Origin of the sequence: Nitrosomonas ureae (genome assembly GCF_001455205.1) — a bacterium.
GTDB lineage: Bacteria > Pseudomonadota > Gammaproteobacteria > Burkholderiales > Nitrosomonadaceae > Nitrosomonas > Nitrosomonas ureae.
In genome coordinates this window covers 2,570,897-2,593,765 of the sequence record NZ_CP013341.1, presented here as the reverse complement: position 1 = coordinate 2,593,765, position 22,869 = coordinate 2,570,897, and the positions used below count along the sequence as shown (strand labels likewise).

24 protein-coding genes are annotated in these 22,869 nt (G+C 42.0%); 17 read left to right on the top strand and 7 right to left on the bottom strand.

The window, feature by feature from the left end; genetic code table 11:
• Nucleotides 1-230: 230 nt before the first annotated feature.
• The 11 genes from ATY38_RS11945 to ATY38_RS11900 all read left to right on the top strand — a co-directional run bounded on the left by ATY38_RS11945 (nucleotide 231) and on the right by ATY38_RS11900 (nucleotide 10,663).
• Nucleotides 231-1,337: a tyrosine-type recombinase/integrase gene (locus ATY38_RS11945; RefSeq protein ID WP_062559495.1), complete on the top strand. Its 1,107-nt coding sequence runs from the start codon at nucleotides 231-233 to the stop codon at nucleotides 1,335-1,337.
• Nucleotides 1,334-2,122 (top strand): hypothetical protein, encoded by a 789-nt coding sequence (locus ATY38_RS11940; protein ID WP_062559494.1) that lies wholly within the window; start codon nucleotides 1,334-1,336, stop codon nucleotides 2,120-2,122. The genes ATY38_RS11945 and ATY38_RS11940 overlap by 4 nt, the downstream gene beginning before the upstream one ends.
• Nucleotides 2,123-2,235: 113 nt before the next feature.
• Nucleotides 2,236-2,496 (top strand): hypothetical protein, encoded by a 261-nt coding sequence (locus ATY38_RS11935; protein WP_062559493.1) that lies wholly within the window; start codon nucleotides 2,236-2,238, stop codon nucleotides 2,494-2,496.
• A 1-nt stretch (nucleotide 2,497) separates the two neighbouring features.
• Nucleotides 2,498-2,917 (top strand): helix-turn-helix domain-containing protein, encoded by a 420-nt coding sequence (locus ATY38_RS11930; RefSeq protein ID WP_235590292.1) that lies wholly within the window; start codon nucleotides 2,498-2,500, stop codon nucleotides 2,915-2,917.
• The gene (locus ATY38_RS11925; RefSeq protein WP_201011896.1) at nucleotides 2,914-3,840 is read left to right on the top strand and encodes a hypothetical protein; all 927 of its coding nucleotides are present in this window, start codon (nucleotides 2,914-2,916) and stop codon (nucleotides 3,838-3,840) included. The genes ATY38_RS11930 and ATY38_RS11925 overlap by 4 nt, the downstream gene beginning before the upstream one ends.
• Nucleotides 3,837-4,442 carry a hypothetical protein gene (locus ATY38_RS11920; RefSeq protein WP_062559492.1) on the top strand — a complete coding sequence of 202 codons (606 nt, stop codon included), beginning with the start codon at nucleotides 3,837-3,839 and terminating at the stop codon, nucleotides 4,440-4,442. The genes ATY38_RS11925 and ATY38_RS11920 overlap by 4 nt, the downstream gene beginning before the upstream one ends.
• Nucleotides 4,442-4,609 carry a TubC N-terminal docking domain-related protein gene (locus ATY38_RS16640; RefSeq protein WP_235590291.1) on the top strand — a complete coding sequence of 56 codons (168 nt, stop codon included), beginning with the start codon at nucleotides 4,442-4,444 and terminating at the stop codon, nucleotides 4,607-4,609. Before ATY38_RS11920 ends, ATY38_RS16640 begins: the two co-directional genes overlap by 1 nt.
• Nucleotides 4,610-4,627: 18 nt before the next feature.
• On the top strand, nucleotides 4,628-4,807 hold the full coding sequence (locus ATY38_RS16635) for a hypothetical protein (RefSeq protein WP_235590289.1): 180 nt from the start codon (nucleotides 4,628-4,630) through the stop codon (nucleotides 4,805-4,807).
• A 52-nt stretch (nucleotides 4,808-4,859) separates the two neighbouring features.
• Entirely contained in the window at nucleotides 4,860-5,603 is a 744-nt protein-coding gene (locus tag ATY38_RS11910) for a hypothetical protein (RefSeq protein ID WP_062559491.1), read from the top strand.
• Nucleotides 5,604-5,646: 43 nt separating this feature from the next.
• A complete protein-coding gene (locus ATY38_RS11905) occupies nucleotides 5,647-6,156 on the top strand; it encodes a hypothetical protein (protein ID WP_062559490.1) in 510 nt (169 codons plus the stop codon).
• Nucleotides 6,157-6,277: 121 nt separating this feature from the next.
• Entirely contained in the window at nucleotides 6,278-10,663 is a 4,386-nt protein-coding gene (locus ATY38_RS11900) for a DEAD/DEAH box helicase (RefSeq protein WP_062559489.1), read from the top strand.
• On the opposite strand, the gene ATY38_RS11895 is transcribed toward ATY38_RS11900, so the two are convergent.
• Complete coding sequence (locus ATY38_RS11895; RefSeq protein ID WP_062558265.1) at nucleotides 10,652-11,818, bottom strand: IS4 family transposase; 1,167 nt, start codon at nucleotides 11,816-11,818, stop codon at nucleotides 10,652-10,654. The genes ATY38_RS11900 and ATY38_RS11895 overlap by 12 nt on opposite strands.
• Here ATY38_RS11895 and ATY38_RS11890 point away from each other — a divergent pair.
• From ATY38_RS11890 to ATY38_RS16840, 6 genes are all read left to right on the top strand, one after another.
• On the top strand, nucleotides 11,784-12,524 hold the full coding sequence (locus ATY38_RS11890; RefSeq protein ID WP_158441777.1) for a type ISP restriction/modification enzyme: 741 nt from the start codon (nucleotides 11,784-11,786) through the stop codon (nucleotides 12,522-12,524). The genes ATY38_RS11895 and ATY38_RS11890 overlap by 35 nt on opposite strands.
• Nucleotides 12,525-12,994: 470 nt before the next feature.
• Nucleotides 12,995-13,426, top strand: coding sequence for a CBS domain-containing protein (locus ATY38_RS11885; protein WP_013648844.1), 432 nt, complete (start codon nucleotides 12,995-12,997; stop codon nucleotides 13,424-13,426).
• A 139-nt stretch (nucleotides 13,427-13,565) separates the two neighbouring features.
• Nucleotides 13,566-14,252: a S24 family peptidase gene (locus ATY38_RS11880; RefSeq protein WP_062559487.1), complete on the top strand. Its 687-nt coding sequence runs from the start codon at nucleotides 13,566-13,568 to the stop codon at nucleotides 14,250-14,252.
• Nucleotides 14,253-14,452: 200 nt separating this feature from the next.
• Entirely contained in the window at nucleotides 14,453-15,361 is a 909-nt protein-coding gene (locus ATY38_RS11875; protein ID WP_062559486.1) for a hypothetical protein, read from the top strand.
• Between the two features lie 78 nt (nucleotides 15,362-15,439).
• Entirely contained in the window at nucleotides 15,440-16,144 is a 705-nt protein-coding gene (locus ATY38_RS11870; RefSeq protein ID WP_062559485.1) for an FRG domain-containing protein, read from the top strand.
• A 573-nt stretch (nucleotides 16,145-16,717) separates the two neighbouring features.
• Entirely contained in the window at nucleotides 16,718-16,843 is a 126-nt protein-coding gene (locus ATY38_RS16840; protein ID WP_256216574.1) for a hypothetical protein, read from the top strand.
• Nucleotides 16,844-17,056: 213 nt separating this feature from the next.
• Here the strand turns inward: ATY38_RS16840 and istB are convergent, their stop codons facing one another.
• The 6 genes from istB to ATY38_RS11840 all read right to left on the bottom strand — a co-directional run bounded on the left by istB (nucleotide 17,057) and on the right by ATY38_RS11840 (nucleotide 22,686).
• Nucleotides 17,057-17,866 (bottom strand): IS21-like element helper ATPase IstB, encoded by an 810-nt coding sequence (istB, locus tag ATY38_RS11865; RefSeq protein WP_062559392.1) that lies wholly within the window; start codon nucleotides 17,864-17,866, stop codon nucleotides 17,057-17,059.
• Nucleotides 17,859-19,358, bottom strand: coding sequence for an IS21 family transposase (gene istA / locus ATY38_RS11860; RefSeq protein WP_201011930.1), 1,500 nt, complete (start codon nucleotides 19,356-19,358; stop codon nucleotides 17,859-17,861). Before istA ends, istB begins: the two co-directional genes overlap by 8 nt.
• A 171-nt stretch (nucleotides 19,359-19,529) precedes the next feature.
• On the bottom strand, nucleotides 19,530-20,024 hold the full coding sequence (locus ATY38_RS11855; RefSeq protein WP_062559483.1) for a C40 family peptidase: 495 nt from the start codon (nucleotides 20,022-20,024) through the stop codon (nucleotides 19,530-19,532).
• Nucleotides 20,025-20,087: 63 nt separating this feature from the next.
• Nucleotides 20,088-21,167 (bottom strand): protein-glutamate methylesterase/protein-glutamine glutaminase, encoded by a 1,080-nt coding sequence (locus ATY38_RS11850; protein ID WP_062560199.1) that lies wholly within the window; start codon nucleotides 21,165-21,167, stop codon nucleotides 20,088-20,090.
• 36 nt (nucleotides 21,168-21,203) lie between these two features.
• Entirely contained in the window at nucleotides 21,204-21,815 is a 612-nt protein-coding gene (gene cheD / locus ATY38_RS11845) for a chemoreceptor glutamine deamidase CheD (RefSeq protein ID WP_062559482.1), read from the bottom strand.
• A gap of 7 nt (nucleotides 21,816-21,822) precedes the next feature.
• Complete coding sequence (locus ATY38_RS11840; protein WP_062559481.1) at nucleotides 21,823-22,686, bottom strand: CheR family methyltransferase; 864 nt, start codon at nucleotides 22,684-22,686, stop codon at nucleotides 21,823-21,825.
• Nucleotides 22,687-22,869: the final 183 nt, after the last annotated feature.

Sequence of the window (22,869 nt, the reverse complement as noted above, 5' to 3'; positions counted from 1 at the left end):
AAACCAGAATATTTAAGCCTAACATTTACTTGATGAATGCAGGTCAAAATGACATTTTTCGCAGTCAATTGCCCCGCCAATGTCTTTTTATTAAATTTTTATATTTATATATTCATACAAACAACAAGTTATTTATCATAGTATTCAGATAATATATCCTGTGTTGTGATTTTCTATGCATTACTGTAGAGTGTTTGCAAGTTTTCAAAAACACTCAGAAGGAGCAGGATATGGCCAGCATTGAAAAACGCAAGCTTGATGATGGCACGTCAAGTTATCGGGTAAAAATCCGTCTGAAAGGTTACCCACCAGAGAGCGCAACTTTTGCACGATTGACAGATGCGCGCGAGTGGGTGAAAAAAATCGAAGCCAATATGAAAGCAGGCCGCCACTTTGGCGTAAGCAAGCGGCACACGCTGAATGAACTTATTGACTCCTACGAAAAGAGCTCACAGCACAATGAGTTGAAATCCGCCGCAGAAATGCGCACCCGCCTTGACTGGTGGCGCAAGCACTACGGTAAAAAGCTATTGCAGGACATTACACCTGGTGTGGTAGCACAAGGCCGCGATACTTTAAACAATGAATGCCTGACAGTACGCAAGCGTGGCGGTGATGGGAGCGTATCGCGTGTGCCAATTGAGAAAAAGCGTAGTGGCGCAACAACAAATCGCTTTCTTGCTGCGCTATCTACTGCCTGCGCTTATGGCGTAAAAGAATTAAATTGGATTGAACGCAATCCCGTAGAGCGCGTGGCCAAACCAAAAGAAAACAAAGGCCGTGTTCGTTTCCTTGACGATACTGAGTTACCCCGCTTCCTTAGTGCTTGCCGCAAACACCCAGACTTATATCTTGCTGTGCTGTTATCGCTTACTACTGGCGGGCGTCAATCTGAAATAATGGGACTTCGCTGGGGACAAATAGACCTTAAAACAGGCCGTGCAATGCTTTACGCTGGCACAACGAAAAATAATGACGCAAGAGTATTACCGCTGGTTGGCGAAGCCTTCACGTTGTTACAAGAACGCGCCAAAGTGCGCAGCCTATCCGATGACCGGATATTCCCAGCAACTAACAAAGCAAAAAAAACGGCCTTCATCACGCTGAGAAATCCATTTATAGCCGCGATGAAAGAAGCTGAGATTACAGATTTTCACTGGCACGACCTGCGCCATACCTGCGCGAGTTATTTAATGATGAATGGTGTTTCTTCGCTGGAAATATCCAAGATACTTGGACACCGTACCATGGCGATGGTAAGCCGATACGCCCACCTTGCCCCTGCCAGAGTGTCAGACATAGGCAATGCACTTGCAAAGAAAATGGGGGTGGCATGATGATTGAATTTATAGACAGTAACGGTATAAAAAGGACGTGCGTTGACGGCAACAATCAATATCTGACCGAGTGTGCAGGAACATTCCCGCCCTATGGCCAAACATGGCATTTAGCGGACACTTGGAATTTAGACCTTGCTGCTAAATTGATTGCTACAGGCTGGCCTAACGTGGATATTGAAGCTGACAGGCTTGATGCAAAACTGGCAATCTGCAAAAGAAGTGATGACGCAAAAGGACGACTTCGCGCCTATTCGCATTATGTGGAGTTGGCAACTGTCGCCATTAAAGACGGCATATTGAGAGACACCGACAGTCCCAGTGCGTGGCTTTATTGGGCGCAATCGAAGCATTACAAAATTGACCATCTAACAAAATATCTAGGCCGTTCGTTATCTGATAAAGATGCCGCTTTTTTTGCTGGCATTGATGCCATGCTTGAACCGTACCTAAAGCCCATAGATTACGGGCAAGCTGCGCCTGATGTTGTGGACACGACCAATAAGAAAAACTACCAACCGCCAGGCATTACTGATGGGATGGTGACCATCACTAGACTGGCAATCACAGCCGCATGGGAAATTGAGGGGGAAATTAAGCGAAAAGCGACTGCTAAAGAGGTAATTAAGAGATTACAGGAATGGGTGAAAAAAAATCAACATGCTGAATTGATAGAGATAATACCGCGTGGCGTTAAATGGATGACAACTGCCCCAGATGAGAAAAAATACGAAATTGGCGCTTGCCGGGCAACGCTTAAAGCATGGAATAAAAACCGAGACTAGACCGAGCCTATAGATTCTAAATAGAGACAAGGAACTGTAGAAAAAACATCGAAAGAACACGCGTAAATTACGCATCGAACCCCCGCACTTGCGGGATTAGAGGAGCGTATGTTATGCAAGAAGCACAAACCGCATCAAGCACACTTCCCAAGCTGGCAACTGTAAAAAATCTTCCAAGTTGTTTTCCGCTGCTGGGACTGACCACCGCCGCAGTTCACGGGCAAATTTTTAAATCAAAAGACCGCTTTGACTCTAAAGGCCGCCTGATTCCGGGCAACGGTTTAGCTGAAACTGGTGCAATAATTCGACGAGGTAGAAAAGTGCTTATCGACGTTGATAAGTATGCTGCTTGGCTATCTAATGGGGGATTATGAAATGAAAAACGCCCTCATTCAAACTACAAATAAGAGCGCGGCTGACACTGCGAATTATAGCTTAAAAATAAAGCAAGAAAGTGTTGGGCGTGGAGATATAAACATGGGAACCCATGAAAACACCGTCAAAGCGCAGCGTAAGCGCATTCTTGCTTATCTGCATACCAAACCCCTTGATACATTAGACGCACGCAAAGAACTTGATGTAATGCACCCGGCAGCCCGTGTCATGGAATTACGTAATCAAGGGATTGGAATCAAAACGATATGGATAGACCGGGCAAGCGATTGCGGAAAAATTCACCGAATTGCTTGTTATATTTTGGATGGAGTGACGGACACCACCCCAACCGATACAGAAGACAGTATCAATAGCAAACAAACCGACAAGCAAGAGGATAGCACGGAGGTGGGAGTATGAGTGGGAGTATGAGAACCTTCGAACAGCCAATCAAAGATAAATCATTTTATCGTGCAGGCACGTTAAAACGGATAAGGCGAACCAATCATCAATTAGATCAGTTAGATAATCATATTGTTACTGTTCTTATAGATGACCACCCGCAAAGTGTAAGACATATCTTTTACCGCATGACAGATCCACGATTACCTGAAAGTGTTGAAAAGTCAGACGCGGGTTATCGTCATGTTCAAGATAGGTGTGTGAAGCTGAGACGATCAGGCCGCATTCCCTATGCTTGGATAGCTGACATGAGTAGGCGTGGTTATTATGTTCATACCTATTCAGATGCCAGTGAGTTTATATCGAAGATGGCTGGATTATACCGGGCTGATTTGTGGGCAGGTTCAGATCATAGATGTGAAGTCTGGTGCGAGAGTAGAAGTATTGCCAGTGTCATTCAACGTGTCTGTACTGAAATGGCCGTCGATTTATACCCTTGCGGCGGGTTTGCCAGTCTGTCATTTGCTCATTATGCCGCAGAACAGCATAACAGAATGAAGGATTATCGCCCGCTGACGATTTTCTATATTGGTGACTATGATCCGGCAGGGGTAATGATTGATCGTTCGCTAGAACGTGAATTAAGGCTTCATTTAGATTCCAGAATAGATATGAGTTTCGACCGTATCGGTATTAATGAATACCAAATTGCTGAATTCGATTTACCAACTAAACCCCGCAAGAAAAGTGATACGCGCTCACAACAAGTTATTTCCACCGTTGAAGCTGAGGCAATGCCTGCGCATATCTTGCGTGACTTACTCAGGTATAGCATTGAAAGCTTACTGCCGGAAGGTGCGCTACACGCCGCAAAAATAGCAGAGCAATCCGAACGTGAAGGGCTGAAAATTCTTGCTAAGCACTTGCGAGGTGCGCAATGAGCCAGAATCGTAAACCGCCTGCTTATATGGAATATGCTGCTACCGTACTGGCACAGATTCCATTTCGCAGCATGTCCCTTCAAGAACGGGGTTTGTTCTACACGATGAGGCTTGAATGCTGGGTGAATAAGAACTTGCCCAGTGATCCTCTTACAATGTCAAAAATATTGGGGTTGTCAGCTGATGAGGTTGCCATTTCTCTTCCTGCTGTAATGAAATTCTTTAAGATTGAAGGCGATTTTATTATTTGCCCTGAGTTGGAAGACTATCGATCTCATTTAGAAGAAAGAAAGCATAAACAAAGCCAAGGCGGTAAAACCGGATCAGCCATTACCAATAAAAAACGAAAAGTGGCCAAAGAAATTGCAAATGAAGAATCAAGCAATAATCCATCGAGTACCTTGTCGAGTAACTCGCAAGTACCCCGACGAGGTAGTGACGAGTCCTTAGTTAAGTCAAGTACAGTAAAGCTAAGTCAAGTACAGTCCATTAAAGAAAAAGATTCTAGCGTGGATTCTTTTATTAAAGATTACGAAGAGTACGAAGCTAAGGAAGAAAAAGATGCATTGGATAACGGTAATAATGAATTTGTGAGGTTTTGATGAGCGCTATCGAAATCATTAAAGAACTGAGAGAACAAAACTTTTTTGTTAAAGCTGATGGTGACTATCTTGAGCTATCGCCGCCTGAGAAAGTTACCCATGAACTGATTAACCGTTTACGAAAACACAAACCCGCAATCATTGCGGAGCTGATGCGTGAAGAATGACGCACCAGGGTATTAACGATGCTGGCAGAGAATACCAGTACACCAAGGGCAATCATTACAGATGCGGATAGCGATCCTGATAACATGATTCTAGCCATTGCTATCCGTGATCAGTACAGCTTTGAAATGGCGATACCCAAAGATAAGTATGATCCATTTTTGTTAATGGAAATGATTGAAAACGGTTCGACCCAGTGACCGAAAGAACAAGCCGACAATAACTCATTTTTGATTAAAGGAATAATTACTCATGGCAACAAGAAAGAAAGCAAAAGAACCTAACCAGCAAGAAGCAAAAACATTAATCATCAAAAATCAAAAGGGGAAAAGTGAGGAACGAAAACTAGCCGAAGTGTTGCTATCCCCCACCGCGCTAAATGCATTTACCGCTGAAACATTTATTGCGACTTCTGCACGGGCACTGGATTTGACTGAAGCGGTGGATATAATGAATGGAAAAACAGAAAAAATTATTGCCGGTGATTTAAGCGAGTTGGAATCTACATTAATCGCACAAGCGGTTTCCTTAAATGCCATTTTCAATACCTTGGCAAAGCGATCAGCTCAAAATATGGGTAATTATCTTAAATCTACCGAAGTCTATATGCGACTAGCTTTGAAAGCACAGGCACAATGCGCCCGCACCATAGAAATATTGGCAGCCATTAAGAATCCCCCAATAATTTATGCCAAGCAAGCCAATATTGCACACGGACACCAGCAAATCAACAACAACACAACCCATACGCACACGGGGAAAAATATAAATTCTTCAAACGAACTATTAAGCGAGGACAACAATGAGACATTGGACACCCGAAGAACGATTGAAACAAGCGGAGTTAATCAGAAACTGGCAGCCGTGGAAACAATCCACGGGAGCAAAGACATCAACAGGAAAAGCAATATCCAGCCAGAATGCATATACGCATGGATTAAGCAAGTTTCAAAAAGAAATGCGCCAATTATTAAAGCATCAAAAACAGATTATTGAAACAATTTCATATTCATGTGATTCTGATATCTAGGAGTTGTCAATGTGCATTCTCAAATGGTTAAATAAACGTACTCCTCCGACGCTCTTAAGTAATGACACATTTAAAGATATTGCTTATATTCAAGTCCTGGAATATGCGGCAAAACAAGCAAGAGGAGTTGGATATAACAAAAATGGGGAAGAACGATGCATTGGATTCAAGCTTGAGAATATTCAGGTCGATCTAAAAGAAATTAAGTTAGATTGGTTACAAGAGATTCTTCCCGAAATCTGCACTATACGCCTAAATAACAAAGAAATAATTGGTAGACCCAGCCAAGAGAATGACAAATGGAGTGAATATACTTTTGTGATTAAATCAGATGAATATATTAAATTTATCACTCTTGAAAGTTCAGTTAATGCGAATAAGTCACTGATAGCAACCAATTCTTCTTTAAAAGTAGCAATTATTTCTCTTTGGATTGCAATAATTACATTGTTTGCAACAATCACAATAGATTTTTTTGAGGTTAATTATAAAGACTTAATGTTTTGTCTTGTTCCATAAACTAAAGAAATTAGTTGAAATAAATAGTAATAGCATTACTCCGTTTTGTTTGTTCAAATATGTAAATGAGTATATGCATTCCAAGCGAAATTCTGTTTAAAATTAAATTTCAGGGGAAAGTATGTCAGCCTTACGGGAATTACTCGCAAGCTATCGCAGCGCATCACGCACCGAACGAGAAAAAGGCACGTACTTTGAATTATTGATTAAGGATTTTCTCAAGAATGACCCCACCTATTCCCCGCAATTCTCCGAAGTATGGACATACAAAGACTGGGCAGAATCACAAGGTATTGATAGCCGTGACATTGGCATAGACCTGGTTGCAGGATTAAGTGAACAGGAAGGATTCTGTGCCATTCAATGCAAGTTTTATGCAGAAAACTACAGAATCCAGAAATCAGATTTGGATTCATTCTTTACCGCTTCAGGCAAGAAAGGATTCACTCGCCGGTTAATCATTGATTCTACCAATGGCGCATGGAGTGAACATGCTGAAACGGCACTCAGTAATCAAACCATCGGAACCCAACGGATTGGCTTATCCGAATTAGAAAACAGCCCGATTGATTGGAGTGTATACGCACCCAGCGCGATTATACTCAAGCCTAAGAAGAAACCAAGGGATCACCAGATTGCCGCAATAAAAGCGGTTAAGGAAGGATTGGCAATAGCTGACCGTGGCAAGATGATCATGGCTTGTGGCACCGGTAAAACCTTCACTAGCTTGAAGATTGCCGAAGAAATGGCAGGCAGCGGCCATCAAGTTTTATTTCTGGTGCCATCCCTGTCTTTAATGTCTCAAACGATTACCGAATGGACGATTGAAAGTGTCTTGCCGCTGCGTTCTTATGCCGTCTGTTCAGATGTTCAAGTAGGTAAACGGAAAAACAGCGATGATCTGGCAGATATCAATATTCATGATCTGGCTTACCCAGCCACTACGAATGCAAAGAAGCTGGCGGAAAAAATAGCGCATCCTCACGATGGTGAAATGACCGTCATTTTTGCAACCTATCAATCTATTCAGGTTATTCATGACGCGCAAAAGCAATATGGATTACCTGCCTTTGATCTGATTATCTGTGATGAAGCTCACCGCACTACAGGTGCCACCTTAGACGGTGAAGATGAATCAAACTTTGTAAAAATTCATGATCCGGATTATATCAAAGGCACAAAACGCCTTTACATGACCGCAACACCGCGTATCTTTGGTGATGCCATCAAAACCAAGGCCAAGGAAGTGGATGCCGTGCTTGCATCGATGGATAACCCTGCCTTATATGGCGAAACGCTCTATGAGTTGAGTTTTTCTTATGCAGTACAAAAACACTTACTCACCGATTATAAAGTGCTGGTATTGGCCGTTGATGAAACGCTGGTCAGTGAAGGCGTGCAGAAGCGTTTAACCGATACCGACAGTGAATTGATACTGGATGATGCCACCAAAATAATTGGCTGCTATCGTGCTTTAAGCAAACTGGATATCAAAGCGGATGTAGTTGCTGATTGCGACCCTATGCGCCGGGCGGTTGCCTTTTGCCGTGATATTAAAAGCTCAAAACGCATAAAGGATGAATTCGCCATCGTCATTGATGAATATCTGAAAAACCTATCACTGCCCGAAGATTTTCTACCCCTTAACTGTGAAGCCGATCATGTGGACGGCACTTTCAATGCCACTGCACGCAATAGCCGGTTAAACTGGTTAAAAGAAGATACTGATAAATATACTTGCCGAATTTTAAGCAATGCCCGCTGCTTATCGGAAGGTGTGGACGTGCCCGCTTTGGATGCCATTTTATTTTTGCATCCGCGCAAATCCCAGATTGATGTGGTGCAATCGGTTGGCCGTGTCATGCGCCGGGCGGAAGGTAAAAACATGGGATATGTGATTTTACCTATTGGCGTACCCGCTGGCTTATCCCCTGAAAAAGCCCTCAACAACAATGAAAAATACAAAGTAGTATGGCAAATCTTAAATGCCTTGCGTTCGCATGATGACCGCTTCGATGCCACCATCAATAAGCTGGATTTGGGCGCTGATGTCAGCAGCAAGATAGAAATCATTGCAGTCAGCAATACTTTACCCGAACGGCAAGGTACTAAGAAAGAAGGCAGCAATATTGGTGCGGGTGGCTATGACGGCAATGATAATGAATCCTTTGATAACACCAAGGACAAAACCACTTCAATCCAAACCAGCTTTGCATTTGATGAATTCCAGAAAGCTATATACGCGAAAATCGTAAAGAAATGCGGCAAGCGTGATTATTGGGAGAATTGGGCAAATGATATAGCGCGTATTGCACAAACGCACGTTACCCGCATTACAGCCTTACTAAAAAACAAGGGTGGCCGAGAGTATCAAGCGTTTGCAAAGTTTCTGGAAGAATTGCGCGATGATTTGAATGAAAGCATCACCGAGACTGAAGCCATAGAAATGCTGGCACAGCACATTATCACCAAGCCAGTATTTGATGCCTTGTTTGAGGGTTACAGCTTCACCCAACATAATCCGGTATCTCAAGCTATGCAAAGTGTGCTGAATGTATTGCATGAGCAAAACCTTGAAAAAGAAACCGAGACGCTACAAAAATTCTATGACAGCGTTAAAATGCGGGCAGCTGATATTGATAACGCCATCGGTAAGCAGCGCATCATTGTTGAACTCTACGACAAGTTTTTTAAAAACGCCTTCCCGAAAATGACTGATAGGCTGGGCATTGTTTATACGCCGGTTGAAGTGGTGGATTTCATTATTCACAGCATCAATGACGCATTACAGCAAGAATTCAATCAAACCTTGGGAAGCCCGAATGTCCATATACTTGACCCCTTTACAGGAACCGGAACCTTCATCACCAGGCTATTGCAAAGCGGGCTGATTGATCGGCAGCAATTAGCTTATAAATACCAGAATGAAATCCACGCCAATGAAATTGTATTGCTGGCTTATTACATCGCAGCCATAAACATTGAAGCGGCTTATCACAGCATCATAGGTGGGGATTATGAACCGTTTAATGGCATATGCTTGACCGATACCTTCCAGCTTCACGAGAAAGACGATTTGGTCAGCAATATGCTGGTGGCTAATAGCACTCGGCGCAAGAAGCAAAAGGCGTTGGATATACGCGTGATTATGGGCAATCCGCCTTATTCCGCAGGGCAGAAAAGTGCAAATGACAATAACAAAAATATAACTTATCCAAAATTGGACAGGTCAATTGAAGACACTTATGCTGAAGAATCAAGTGCTGGAAATGTTAAAAATCTTTATGATTCATATGTTCGCGCTATCCGTTGGGCAAGTGATCGTATTGGCAATAGCGGTGTAATTGGTTTTGTGAGCAATGCCAGCTTTGTGGATGGTAACGCTATGGATGGATTGCGAAAATGCCTGACTGAAGAATTTAGTCGTGTTTATGTGTTTCATTTGCGAGGGAATCAACGCACATCCGGTGAATTATCACGTAAAGAAGGTGGCAAGATTTTTGGAAGTGGTAGCCGGGCACCGATTGCTATCAGTATTTTGATTAAAAATCCCAAAGCTGCTGAGCATGGACAAATCTATATGCACGACATTGGCGATTATTTAAGTCGTGAGGATAAACTTGCCAGAATTAGGTCATTTAAAAGCATCAGTGGCATTAAAAAGGCTAATGGCTGGCAACCCATTACGCCGGATAAGCATCATGACTGGATAGGTCAGCGTGATGATAGCTTTAGTGAGTTTATTAGCTTGGGGGATAAGAAGGATAAAGAGGCAGTGGCTATTTTTGAAGATTATTGTCTAGGATTAACAACTAGCAGGGATGCATGGTGTTATCAGTTTTCAAGAAATTCACTGGAAAATAACATTTCAAGAATGATAGATTTTTTTAATTCTGAAGCTGCTAGATTTAAAGAAGCCTGTCAGAAGTTTACAAAAGATAATAGTTTTAGGATTGAAAATTTCGTTAACAATGATACAACTAAAATAAGTTGGTCAAGAGGTTTGAAACAAAGCTTATCAAGAGATAAACAGCTATCTTTTATGAAAGATAGCCTTGACATTGGGATATATCGCCCATTCTCCAAACAATGGGTTTATTTTGACAAATTTCTTAATGAGTATATTTATAAATTACCTCGCATTTTCCCCAATGCAACAGCAGATAATCGGGTGATTTGTGTAACTGGGAGGGGGGAAACAGTAGAGTTCTCCGCTTTAATCGTAGATAAGATTCCAAATTTGCATACGATTGCATCAGGTCAGTGCTTTCCTCTCAAACTCTATAACTCATCATTAAATGAATCCATCCAATCTGATGATGTGCATGGTGATTTGTTTGAAAACAATCAAAAGAAATCAATTACCACCGATGCTAAATACAATATAAAAGATGGTATAACCGTTGCAGGGCTGGCACATTTCCAATCAGCCTATCCATCAGAATCCATCAATAAAGAAGATGTTTTTTACTACATCTCAGTAGTGTCCGGCAATTTAGTTGAATAGATTCAGTTGGTTGTTGTTATGGTGAGTGATCATTTGCATCTCAGTATTTTTAAGTAATTGATCTAGGTTAGTTTTCTCGAAAAGAGTTAGGCTCAGGATTTGTAGGATTGTGTAAAGTGAAGTCTCGGTATTGAGTCGCTTTTTTACGATGGCAACCAAGACATAAACCGAGATGGCAATCCATATCTGTGTCTTGACTGCGTTTTCAGTGGTTCCGTAGAATTGCTTGATACGAAGATGTTGTTTGATCCACTTGAAGAATAGTTCGATCTGCCAGCGACAACGATAAAGCTGAGCGATGGTCAGTGCAGGTAAATCGAAGTTGTTGGTTAGAAATACCAGATGCTTGTCGTGTTCGGCATCATAGAACTTAATACGTCGTAGGTGCTGCGGGTAATCCTTGCTGGCCTTCGTAGCGGTCAATGCAATGGTCTGATCGCATCGCAGTCCCGTGGATTTGTCCACTGAGTGAGAGTAGACACGGCGAAAAAGGAGACTGGATTTAGCGCGCGTTACAAAAAATGCTTGTGCTTGATGCATAGTGAACCAGCGAGCAAAGTCGGTAAAGCCCCGATCCATGATGTAAAAGCTGCCAGCTTCGGGGATCAGGAAATCGAGCACATTGACTTCGTGCATCTTGCCGTCGCTGATATGGATGAACGTTGGAATGTTGCCGCGTAGATCAAGCAGTGTATGCATCTTGACGGCAGCTTTGGTCTGACGAAAGCGCGCCCATGGAAAGACGCTCAAACACAGATCGATGGTCGTGGTATCGAGTGCATAGACTGTCTGTTCCAACTCCACCGCTAAGCTATCGCTGGAGTAAAGCTTTCTGGCGATCTGGATCAAGCTCATCGCGAAATCCATGTAGATGCGACAATCGCGCTGCTCGTTGGCATCGGCCAACGTACTCTTGGCGATGTTGCCTCGTATGCCCAAGTGATAAAGCTTAGCTTGGTGAGCGCGCAGACAGGTTTCGATGTTGCGCAGACTCTCGCGGTAAGTCAGCTGCGCGAAAGCCATGCAAAGAAATTGATCGAGATGCGAAAGAGTCTTGGTGGGATATTTGGAAGGGTAACGCTGTACACAGCGGCGGAATGTGTGAAGGGGCAAGTAATCCATGAGTTGTGCGAATACCAATTTGCCTGAATGCATGATAAGAAGCCACGTAGGGAAACCTCCAGTTTCGCAAAAAATTCACTTTCAAATCGGTGACACCCCCAAACATACCATTTCATTCTACAGATCAATCTGTTATACAATCATCTTGGGTAAATTGCCGGACACTACTGACTACATCTATGGAATCTTGCATTCTGAAGATTACAAAAAACGTTTTGCTGATAACCTCAGCAAAGAATTACCGCGTATTCCTTGTGTGACAAAAGCCAGTCATTTTTGGGCATTCAGTCAAGCAGGCCGTGATTTGGCAGAGCTACATATCAATTATGAATCAGTTGAACCTTATGCCGTCAATTTTGCGAGCTGTGAATTATTCATGAATCAATTTGAAGATAAAGATTACCGTGTTGAACAAATGAAATTTGGAAAAAAAGGCAAGGAAACTGACAAATCTACGGTGATTTATAATCACAAGATCACCATGACACATATTCCATTAGAAGCTTATGAATATATTGTTAACGGCAAACCAGCTTTGGAATGGGTTATGGAACGTCAAGCAGTCACTACACATAAAGAAAGCGGTATAGTCAACGATGCCAATGATTGGGCAATTGAAACCATGAATGAAGCATCTTATCCGCTTAAATTATTTCAAAGGGTGATTACTGTGAGTCTGGAAACCATGAAAATTGTGAAGAAACTTCCAAAACTGGATATAGCAACAAGCCAATCTTGATTTAAACAAGGTACTTTACAGCGTTTTTTTTATGAGGATTATTCTAACCTGGTGAAAATTCCAGCGAATCAATTTTTAAAAGTGGTTAACACTTAACTTATCAATCAGGTGACATTTTAGTTCACAGGTTGACAATCAGTTAACTCGCCTTGAAATGTGAGTTTTAGCAAGTAATGTTACTTTCAAATCTAAGTTTTTTTCAGTATCAAGCTGCTACATAAAACTACAATTCAGCTAGTTATTTTAATTAACTATTAAATGCTTTCAGTTTTATTAATACCGAACTCAATGCTGACCCAATTCATACTTCTTCTTTGTTATTAATGAAGATAACAGCCACAAAGCTTAATCCTTTAGACTGTTAATAACCGCACATACATTATTTTTCCTAATTGTTAGTTTCTTATTTACCCAGTGCATTATTCAAGTTACATCTCTAGGAAATTTTAATTCCCCTTAAGGAGGACAACATGGAAAACCAACAAGTAAATAAACTAATGGAAAGGAATCTAAAGCTCATTAATGCTGATGCAACCCTGGAAGAGGCGTCAATAAAGATGAAACAAGCTGGTTGTGGCTTTCTTCCAGTGGGTGTCGAAAACACGCTTGAAGGGATTATTACGGATCGGGACATAGTTGTCCGTGCTATTGCGGAGGGTAGAGACCCTACACGCGAAATTGTGCGGGATTATATGACTTCTACTGTTTGCTGTTGTAAAGAATCAGATACTTTGAAAGATGCCGCGCAAGTTATGAGTGAAAACCATGTTAGCCGGTTAGTTGTAAAAGATGAGAACGATAATATTTGTGGCATTTTAACTTTCGGCAGAATCATTCGTAGCAATGACAATAAGCAGGAAACAAGTGAAGTAGTAGAAAGAGCAACTGGAAAAGCTGCATAAATTAGAAAATTAATGAACAAACCCGTCCTAGTGGCGGGTTTTTTATTGGTTCTGGTGGGACACTGGCGGGACACTACCAGCCAAAAAACAGGCATATTCCAGAATACATGCGAATAGGAAAATACCTTCTTCACATTGATTGTTATATGCTTATTTATTCTGGTGTATTATTATTTGTGCAAGAATTCAGACTGAATATCTTCCGCCCAAAAATGTTCTTGAAGCCATTCACACTTATATAAGTCAGAATCCTGATTTCTTTACAAAGAAAGATAACAAAGAAAGTAATGAAAAACAGTCTTCTAGGCTTTATTCAACCACACCACTAAAACTTGTTTCAAGTGATAGTGAGCACAATCACTTAACAGCCGAAAGTCATTCCATCACTAATATCAGGGTAAATGATTTTGTTTCGCTTCCGAAATATGATATTCAAACAGTAACAACGGAAGGGCATAATTGTGCAATTCATTCTGAACAAATTGTTGATTATCTGGCTTTTAAAAAGGAATGGCTTGATATGTCGCTGAATGTTCGTAATGATTGTCTGGCGTTAATTACTATTAAAGACGACAGCATGGAACCGACATTACGGAGTGATGACCTGATCCTCACCGACGTGAGAAGATCCCATCTGGAAAATAATTCCTTATACGTGCTGCAATTGGATAATGAACTAGTCGTTAAACGGATTCAGCGCAAATTGAACGGCTCCTTGATCGTTAAAAGCGATAATCCTAATTACGAATCTGAAGAACTAGATGAATTAGCAGCTAAATCGCTGCATATTATTGGGAAAGTGATTTGGTTTGGGCGTAGGATTTAATTTGGTTTTTTGTAAAATATTGCCATTTTTATTAAGTACTCCTCATAATTGTCTTATTTATCAACATAATAATAATATGTCTAATTCAGGAATTGACATAAAATTGACACACTTAAACATTTACTCAATTATAAAGTTATAAAACAAGCACATTTGATTATTGAGCACATGTTTCTTACTAATTATGGTACTTTTAATACATGGCATTAGCGCGTAGAATCAATTCAGAAGCGATGCGTACATTCCTAAAGTCTCAATCTCAAGAAGAAATTACTTCTTGGAATGAGCATAACGAACTGCGGGCCGAGGAGGAGTACAACAAATTCGAAGCCAGTTACCTAAAGCACGAATGCTATCTATGTGGCAAACCCTTAAAAACAACAATCAGTCGCACAGAGCCGTGCGTTCACTGGATACTGCGCCAATGTAAGTTCAAGAAAAATGACTTCCCTCTTCTGTTCCCAAGATTTGGTTACACACAGATCGCCGCCTTTACTCGCTGGTGTGCCAATCAAGAGAAATTACTCGGCGCAATCAATGACCTTACCTCGCAAAAGGCTGAAAGAAAAATATTTGAGTACACAGTTAAATGGAAAAACATAGAATGGACTTTTGACTGCGCTAAAAACGACTACACGGGTCACAATGGCACGCAAACAGATTTTCCGCACTATCACTTTCAAATGAGAATTGATGGTAAGCCATTTATCAATTTCAGCGATTTCCACATCCCACTCTCTGAAGAGGACTTGTTTCATATTGATCTTAGCATGTCCATGCCTGATCTTTTTCAACACAACTTTGGTCCCTTCGGTGCGGGAATTCAAGCTGCGGCCGACGCAGATCTTATCAAGCTCATCCAAGAGACAGAGACATCTAGTGAGGAAGAAGCAGCTTTTCGCTTCCAGACTATTATCAGCGGAAAGGATGGCCATCGCATTCAAGGTGAGGACTTGCTACAACTCGTTAAACAAAGTCAAGCCTCAGGTGAAACATTGGCTAGCCTTGCCCACAAGAATTTTTCTGACAAAGCTGAGATCTGCACTATCATATCACCATCTGATAATTTACCTAAAATCGCAAGACGCACGGAGAGAAAGCGACGGTAAAACCTTACTTTCATTTTTAGGGCTCTTAACGTAACAAGTCAATTTTGGCTTAAACATTCATTTAAATCTCCCATAAAAATGATTAAAGCGACCGTCAACTCCTTATCAGAATATATAGAAAATATCGACTTTTTAGAGGTAGTTAGTGCTCTGACAATCTTCCGAGGTCAACCCGTTGAAGGCAAACTCAATCCGTCATTAGTTAGATCGGCCCCACTGTTCAATCCTCTCGAACGAGAGAGAGAAATGCTTAAGCAAATGAGGCTGCTGGGCGCTTCTTTATTGCCAGCAAACGAGCTAACTTACATTGACCTACTTGTATTAGCTCAGCATCATGGCCTGAATACTCGACTTCTCGACTGGACATCAAACCCACTAGTTGCACTCTGGTTTGCATGTTCCGATCGTAACGCAGAGGGTGATGTATTTGTTTACGCATTGCTGGCAGGCACTCATCTTGAAGAAAATCCATATGATATATCAAGTATTTCACTTACTGAAACCAAGGTCTTCCAGCCTCGATTAAACAATCCTAGAATCGTTGCTCAGCAAGGCTGGTTCACGTGGCATCACAACACATTCAAAAATGGATTCGTTCCGCTGGAAGAAGACGCAAAGATCGCAGATAGTCTGTTTGAATATCGGATACCCAGCAAGCTTAAGTGTGATATTCTGATTTCGCTAGATCGGCACGGAGTTAGCGCTCGAACCGTGTTCCCCGATCTGCCAGGGCTTTGCAATTACCTCAATTGGAAGTATCCTCCAAAATATACTAAAAATTAAATTGTTTTATTTTTATACCAAACAAATCGCAAAAATTTATATTTTTGTCCAATTTTTTTATATTTTGTACCAAATAATTATTTTGGTGTTTTTCTGCTCAGATCTTTATTCGACGCTATCTTTCAGGCTATTTATTTCTTTTTTCTCTAGTGCCAAATAAGTCACCCCCCCACAGTGGCTAGTTCGTCGCGGGTCTCACCTAAATCTTCCCGCCCCGGCAAAATTGCCGGATCGGTATTTTGCTTTAATGTTGATAATTGCCTTTCTTTAGCCTTCACCTAATCAATAGCTCTGCCTGAGAGCATATGTAATTTTTCGCATGCCAATTAAACAGCAACAAATTACATATATATATATATTAAATCAATATGTTATGTGTTATATGGGCAAAATTCTATTAGCGTGATGTTGATCGATGCGATGACAAAAAATTAGCATGACGTTGATTTTTATACCATCAAAAAGAATGAGCTATTTTAAATTTTAGCCTGGTCAATGTGACGTTGACGCTTAAACTCGATACTCATTTTGAAAGCAATAAACTTTATATTAATTTAAAAAGGAAAGCGCAAAATGAAAGAACAACAACAGCAAGACTCAGTTACCACAGTAATGGAAGCGTTTGGAAAGTTCAAAGCTTCGCATGATGAAAAATTCAACGGACTACAAGAACAAGCTGACCGCCTGGAAGAGATATGAAACCGGCCACTAAATGGAATACCAAAAGCGGAGGTATCTCAACCTAATCGTTTTGCAGTGACTGTGTTGATACCGGTTTAAAATTGCCCCCCATTACGGTTGAAAATTGACCAGGGGAAATCAGTGCGTAGGGTACTACGCATCTGTGGATAAGTCGACCAGACTGAGTTGGTTTTTTACCTCCTGTTGATGTTTTAGTCATAATGCAATGCGCTACAAATTAGCCAGATATTCTTCTGGAGAAGATTTTTCTTTTTCTCTTTCCTGTATTTTCATTTTTGCATTAGCGGCGCTTTGTTTGTAACGGAAAGAGTCATTACCGGTTTCGATAATATGGCAGTGATGGGTTAGTCGATCCAAAAGCGCGGTGGTCATCTTGGCGTCGATGAAAACGCTGCTCCACTCAGCAATCGCCAGGTTGGTGGTAATGATGACGCTGGTGCGTTCATAAAGCCTGGAGAGTAGGTGAAACAATAAAGCGCCGCCCGCTTGAGAGAATGGCAGATAGCCCAATTCATCGAGGATAACTAGGTCGACCTGTAATAGTCTTAGCACCAATCGACCTTGTTTTCCTGCAGATTTTTCCTGTTCCAGACTATTGGCCAGATCAATGGCACTGTAAAAACGCACTTTTTTATTATGATGCTGTATGCCTGAGGTACCGATGGCAACGGCTAAGTGCGTTTTGCCAGTTCCGGTGCCACCGACCAGCACCAGGTTCTGTGCTGCGGTTGCAAATTCCATCGTGGCCAGTTGATGAATCAGTTGTTGATCGACTTTGGACTGGCTGAAGTCAAAACCCTGTAAATGGCGCTGTATCGGGAATCTGGCGGCCTGGGTCTGATAGCGGATGGAGCGGATGCTGCGCTCGGTTGATTCGGCCTGGAGTAGGTGATACAGGATTTTGTCGACCGATTCAAGATCAGCCGTCCTATCCAGTGTATGCTGTTGCCTTAGTTCGGCATAGCAGGCCGCCATTCCATATAATTTCAATTCCTTGATTTGCGCGAGAATGTCAGACATGCGGCACCTCCTGGACGCTCAGGCGGTCATAGCGCGCAGTATCGGCCCGCGGCTCTTCATTGAGTTTAAGTGTCGTTTCCACTAGCGCAGGTAGCTCAGCCTGTTTCAGGCGCGCGAGTACATTGGCTACATGCTCGGCGCTAAGCACACCGGATTCCAACGCCAGTTCAACGGCGACCAGAACAGCTTCCAACCCATGTGTTGGTACCAGACTCAGTACTTTGGCCATGGTTCGATCGGCTTGCTGGTGTTCTCTGCGCCGCAATGCAGTCTGAAATTGCAACAAGGGTGCCGGTAATTCAGCAAATGGGGCACCGTTGCGCAAGGCGCCCGGTTTCTTCTCGATGATCGGAATATAATGCTGCCAGTTATAGCTGACCTGGTCGCAATCCAGAAGACGGATATGACTGACTACTACAGCATTGTCATGGACAATCTCGACGCGGTTGGAGTACAGATGAACCGCTACCATCTGGTTGGCTAGGTAACAGGGAACGGAATAACGGTTACGTTGCAGTGTGACCAGGCAAGTGCTGGAAACACGCGCCAGCACTTCAATATAACCATCAAACGGCGCTGGCATCGGCATCAGGTGCATCTGTTCCTGTTCCAGCGCATCGGCTAGGGTAATGCCAGCATAATCCGGGTGCTGTATTTCTGACCACAGCGCGCGGCAGCGCGCTTCAAGCCAGTTATTCAGATCCTCAAATGTACTGAACTGTTGCTGTTTGGCCTCAGCCCAGATAAGGCGGCGCACATCCTGAACATTCTTCTCAACAATCCCCTTTTCCCAGCCGGAAGCAACATTGCAGAAATCCGGCTCGAACAGGTAATGTGCCGTCATCGCAAAGAAACGTGTATTGACCACACGTCCATTGCCTTTGGTCACCTTGTCCACAGCAGTCTTCATGTTGTCATAGATGCCGCGCCTTGCAATACCTCCTAAAGCAGTGAATCCGCGCGTATGGGCATCAAACAACATCTCGTGGCCTTGAGAAGGATAGCCCGACAGCATGAATGCACGGCTGGCGCATAGTTTGGTGTGCGCAGCCAGAACCTTGCGATGAATGCCGCCGATCACCAGCCACTCTTCGCTCCAGTCAAACTGGAACGCTTCACCCAATGCAAACCTTAGCGGCACATATGCTGATTTACCCTTACCATCTTGATTGCGCCAGTTACGGATAAAGTCGGAAACAATCGTATAACCGCCCGTATAGCCTTCGTTCAAAATCTCTTTAAACAACATCTTCGCCGTGCGCCGATCCTTCTTGGGACGACGCGCATCCCCTTCCAGTGCCAATAACAGCCTAGGCTCAAACGGAGTCAATTTGCCTGACTTCTTTGCCCTTTGATATTTAACAGCACTATCACCGGACGCTCTCAGCCACTTCTTTATCGTGTTTCGTGACAGACTTGTTCGTCGCTGAATTTCATTCATCGACAGATGTTCACGATAATACATCCGCCGTATCTTTGCATACATAACCATAGTAATCACTTCTACTGTCTCCTGCCTAAAATTTAAGCAGGATACGTCAATTACCTGGTCAATTTTCAACCGGTACAATCAGGCTTTTCTGGTCAATTTTCGACCGGCGTCAACAACCTACTGCAATGAGAGAGATCACGAGAAACAAATTAATATAATTTTATTTCAAAGTTAGATGCGAACGGATTTCCAGTAATTGGATCTCCAATAGATATGATCAAGCCTTGATATTGTGACGCCTTTCTTTTGAGATGCGTGCAAGAATTTATTTTTCTCCAGATAAATTCCTACGTGATTTGATGCTTTACCGGTTCTGAAGAACACTAAGTCTCCAGCTCTTAAATCATTCTGTCTAATTTCTTGTCCAATTCTTGCTTGCATCCACGTTGTTCTTGGTAAATTCATACCGAGTTTTGATTTAAACGTCAAATGCACAAAACCTGAACAATCAATTCCCTGTCGACTCAATCCGCCATATTGATAGCGCACCCCCTGCCATTCATTATAATGAGAATAGAGCGCCTTTCTCATATTACTGGGATCTAATGGCTTATTGATAGTAGAGCGAGAATTATTCTTGTAAACAGACCGTTCCTGAATTGACTCGCAACCTAGCAAGACACTTACGCCAATAAAAATTATAAATCGAGAAACAGATATTTTCATTGATGATGTACTTTCTACTTGAATCCGCCCTTTACCCTCAATCAAAACCAAGGAATAAATAAGCTAAATACGGTTACTATGTGACCCTATACTGGATAATTTTGATAGAACACACCTAGCCATATCTTTTAATGAAACAATCTCATTCACCCCACCTGCGGCAATGGCTTCTTTGGGCATCCCAAAAACAACACAGCTCGCCTCATCTTGAGCAAAGGTATGTGCTCCTGCTTTGTGCATTTCCAACATTCCTGCAGCGCCATCTTTTCCCATACCCGTTAGAATCACACCAATAGCATTTTTTCCTGCGCAATTTGCTGCTGAACGAAATAGTACATCAACTGACGGCCTATGTCGACTCACTGGTTCTCCATGATTTAGTTCAGTTATATAATTCGCACCACTACGTTTGAGTAATAGATGCGAATGGCCTGGCGCGATAAAAGCATGACCCGGCAATATCCTTTCCCCTCCCTGAGCTTCAGTAACTGATATCTTACATATACTATTCATGCGGTTAGCAAACGACTTAGTAAATCCTTCTGGCATATGCTGCGTCACAAGTATGCCCGGAGAATTAGGTGGCATGCGAATCAGAAATTCTTTAATCGCTTCCGTTCCACCAGTAGAGGCACCTACTATGATTAATTTTTCGGTTGATGAAATGCGATTTAACACAACTGGTAAAACGGCATCCGCAGTAGCACTTTTTGTAACCGGTATAGACATATGTCGCTTAAGCCGAGCCGACTTGGCTATACGAATCTTATCTGCAATTTCGTTACCATATTCTTTCAGCCCCGACACAATATCGATTTTAGGCTTAGACACAAAATCAACTGCACCTAATTCAAGCGCACGAAAAGTTACGTCCGAGCCTTTCTCTGTCAGCGTTGAAACCATGACAACAGGCATAGGCCTCAACCGCATTAATCTCTCCAGAAAGTCAATTCCATCCATTTTAGGCATTTCCACATCCAATGTCAGCACATCAGGATTCATGGCTCGTATCATTTCGCGTGCCGCCAAAGGATCAGCTGCGACTCCAACAACTTCCATATCTGGTTGGCTATTAATAATTTCACTCAATAGCTTACGAATAAGCGCCGAATCATCAACGACCAAAACTGAAATTTTTTTCATATTATGAATTCGATGAAATGCAAAAAGTGGGTTCAATCAAGAAAACAACTCTATTTCTCCACCGTTTTCGACTTTGCGTAAGCGTAGACTATAATCTCTTTCACGCTCAGAAATAGTCATGTTACGAGTATTCCGTAATTTCTTTACCATTACCTTACTATTTTTTGGGAAGAAATAGACTTTGCGCGGAAATATATCAACTAAATCTTGTGCTACCACTCTTATTCTTTCAGTTCGCAGAAACTTCAAAACAAAATCTGCATTCCTTTGGCCAACATTCGCAACCGTCAGCCCATCCAGAACATTTCCGCCACCAAATACTTTGGCCTCAAGATTACACCTACGGGCGCCCAGTTTGAGCAATTGATTAATCAGTATTTCCATCGCATACGTGCCGTAGCGAGCTGAAGCATTCAAGGGGCTACCCACATCCGCACCACTATCTGGAAGCATAAAATGATTCATACCACCGATACCGCTATAACAATCACGTATACAAGCTGCAACACATGAACCAAGTACAGTTACCAAAAGCATGTCTTTATCAGTAACGTAGTATTCACCTGGTAACAATTTGACAGCCTGATGATTAAAGCTTTTGTCAAAATATAAATTGCTCGCAATTTGATCATCAAGGATCTCAGTCATACGATTATTACCTTTTCCGGTTAGCTAATTCATAAACTGTTTTCTCACGCAACTTAAATAAATCAATAGCATGTTGAAAACTTTCAGAATGCCCAGCAAACAACAATCCATCAGAGGCTAACAATGGCACAAATTTTTTCAAAATTTTATATTGCGTTTGTTTATCAAAATAAATCATTACGTTGCGACAAAATATCGCATCAAATGGACCTCGAATTGGCCAATTATCATCAAGCAAATTCAATTTCCGGAAGGTAATCATATTCCGTAACTCAGGACGAACTCTTGCCGAACCATCATGAGAACCTTTACCTTTCAAAAAAAACTGTTTCAGCTTTTCCTTAGGTAATTTTTCTAATTTATCCAGTGAATAAATGCCCATTTGGGCTTTTGCCAACACATTTGTATCCAAATCCGTGGCCAGAATATGTACAGGTGGAGTATATGACTTAAACGCCTGCACCATTGCCATTGCCATCGAGTATGGTTCTTCACCGGTAGATGAGGCACTGCACCAGAGTTGAATTTTGTCGTGATTTTTACGCTTCTCTACATGCCTCTCGAGAATGGGAAAATGATGTTGTTCACGAAAAAATGCGGTAAGATTCGTTGTCAAGGCATTAGTAAATGCTTCCCATTCTTCCGGATTGCCGCGCTCTAAATAGTCCAAGTATTCATTAAAGCTATCGAGACCTGTCGCACGCAACCGTCTAGCAAGCCGACTATACACCATGTTCTGCTTACCAGTTGAAAGTGAAATACCCGCATGCTTGTATATCAACTTTCTAATACGTTCAAAATCAGCCTGAGTAAAATTATATTCGCGCCCTTTACTATCAGAGTTATCTTCGATATTCGTTATTAACCCCATAATTTCCACTCACAAAAAGATAAAATGATATTTCGCGATAACTATCCAACATCAAACTAAAATCCAGGTTACTTCTTTGACAACGGCAGCCTCATAATCGGACGAAATGATACAACTCAACACTTTGATAATACAAAGTAATGTTATTTCTGCAGAGCTCCTACTATTTTTATATGATTTTCT

Bases quoted from the DNA above. Each gene is read 5' to 3' on its own strand.
- istA (WP_201011930.1), bottom strand. From the start codon at position 19,358: ATGGTTATGTATGCAAAGATACGGCGGATGTATTATCGTGAACATCTG.
- ATY38_RS11935 (WP_062559493.1), top strand. From the start codon at position 2,236: ATGCAAGAAGCACAAACCGCATCAAGCACACTTCCCAAGCTGGCAACT.
- ATY38_RS11925 (WP_201011896.1), top strand. From the start codon at position 2,914: ATGAGTGGGAGTATGAGAACCTTCGAACAGCCAATCAAAGATAAATCA.
- ATY38_RS11910 (WP_062559491.1), top strand. From the start codon at position 4,860: ATGGCAACAAGAAAGAAAGCAAAAGAACCTAACCAGCAAGAAGCAAAA.
- ATY38_RS11895 (WP_062558265.1), bottom strand. From the start codon at position 11,818: ATGCATTCAGGCAAATTGGTATTCGCACAACTCATGGATTACTTGCCC.
- ATY38_RS11875 (WP_062559486.1), top strand. From the start codon at position 14,453: ATGGCATTAGCGCGTAGAATCAATTCAGAAGCGATGCGTACATTCCTA.
- ATY38_RS11850 (WP_062560199.1), bottom strand. From the start codon at position 21,167: ATGAAAAAAATTTCAGTTTTGGTCGTTGATGATTCGGCGCTTATTCGT.
- ATY38_RS16640 (WP_235590291.1), top strand. From the start codon at position 4,442: ATGAGCGCTATCGAAATCATTAAAGAACTGAGAGAACAAAACTTTTTT.
- ATY38_RS16840 (WP_256216574.1), top strand. From the start codon at position 16,718: ATGAAAGAACAACAACAGCAAGACTCAGTTACCACAGTAATGGAAGCG.
- cheD (WP_062559482.1), bottom strand. From the start codon at position 21,815: ATGACTGAGATCCTTGATGATCAAATTGCGAGCAATTTATATTTTGAC.
- ATY38_RS11855 (WP_062559483.1), bottom strand. From the start codon at position 20,024: ATGAAAATATCTGTTTCTCGATTTATAATTTTTATTGGCGTAAGTGTC.
- ATY38_RS11900 (WP_062559489.1), top strand. From the start codon at position 6,278: ATGTCAGCCTTACGGGAATTACTCGCAAGCTATCGCAGCGCATCACGC.
- ATY38_RS11870 (WP_062559485.1), top strand. From the start codon at position 15,440: ATGATTAAAGCGACCGTCAACTCCTTATCAGAATATATAGAAAATATC.
- ATY38_RS11920 (WP_062559492.1), top strand. From the start codon at position 3,837: ATGAGCCAGAATCGTAAACCGCCTGCTTATATGGAATATGCTGCTACC.
- ATY38_RS11945 (WP_062559495.1), top strand. From the start codon at position 231: ATGGCCAGCATTGAAAAACGCAAGCTTGATGATGGCACGTCAAGTTAT.
- istB (WP_062559392.1), bottom strand. From the start codon at position 17,866: ATGTCTGACATTCTCGCGCAAATCAAGGAATTGAAATTATATGGAATG.
- ATY38_RS11905 (WP_062559490.1), top strand. From the start codon at position 5,647: ATGTGCATTCTCAAATGGTTAAATAAACGTACTCCTCCGACGCTCTTA.
- ATY38_RS11930 (WP_235590292.1), top strand. From the start codon at position 2,498: ATGAAAAACGCCCTCATTCAAACTACAAATAAGAGCGCGGCTGACACT.
- ATY38_RS11885 (WP_013648844.1), top strand. From the start codon at position 12,995: ATGGAAAACCAACAAGTAAATAAACTAATGGAAAGGAATCTAAAGCTC.
- ATY38_RS11840 (WP_062559481.1), bottom strand. From the start codon at position 22,686: ATGGGGTTAATAACGAATATCGAAGATAACTCTGATAGTAAAGGGCGC.
- ATY38_RS11890 (WP_158441777.1), top strand. From the start codon at position 11,784: ATGAGTTGTGCGAATACCAATTTGCCTGAATGCATGATAAGAAGCCAC.
- ATY38_RS16635 (WP_235590289.1), top strand. From the start codon at position 4,628: ATGCTGGCAGAGAATACCAGTACACCAAGGGCAATCATTACAGATGCG.
- ATY38_RS11940 (WP_062559494.1), top strand. From the start codon at position 1,334: ATGATGATTGAATTTATAGACAGTAACGGTATAAAAAGGACGTGCGTT.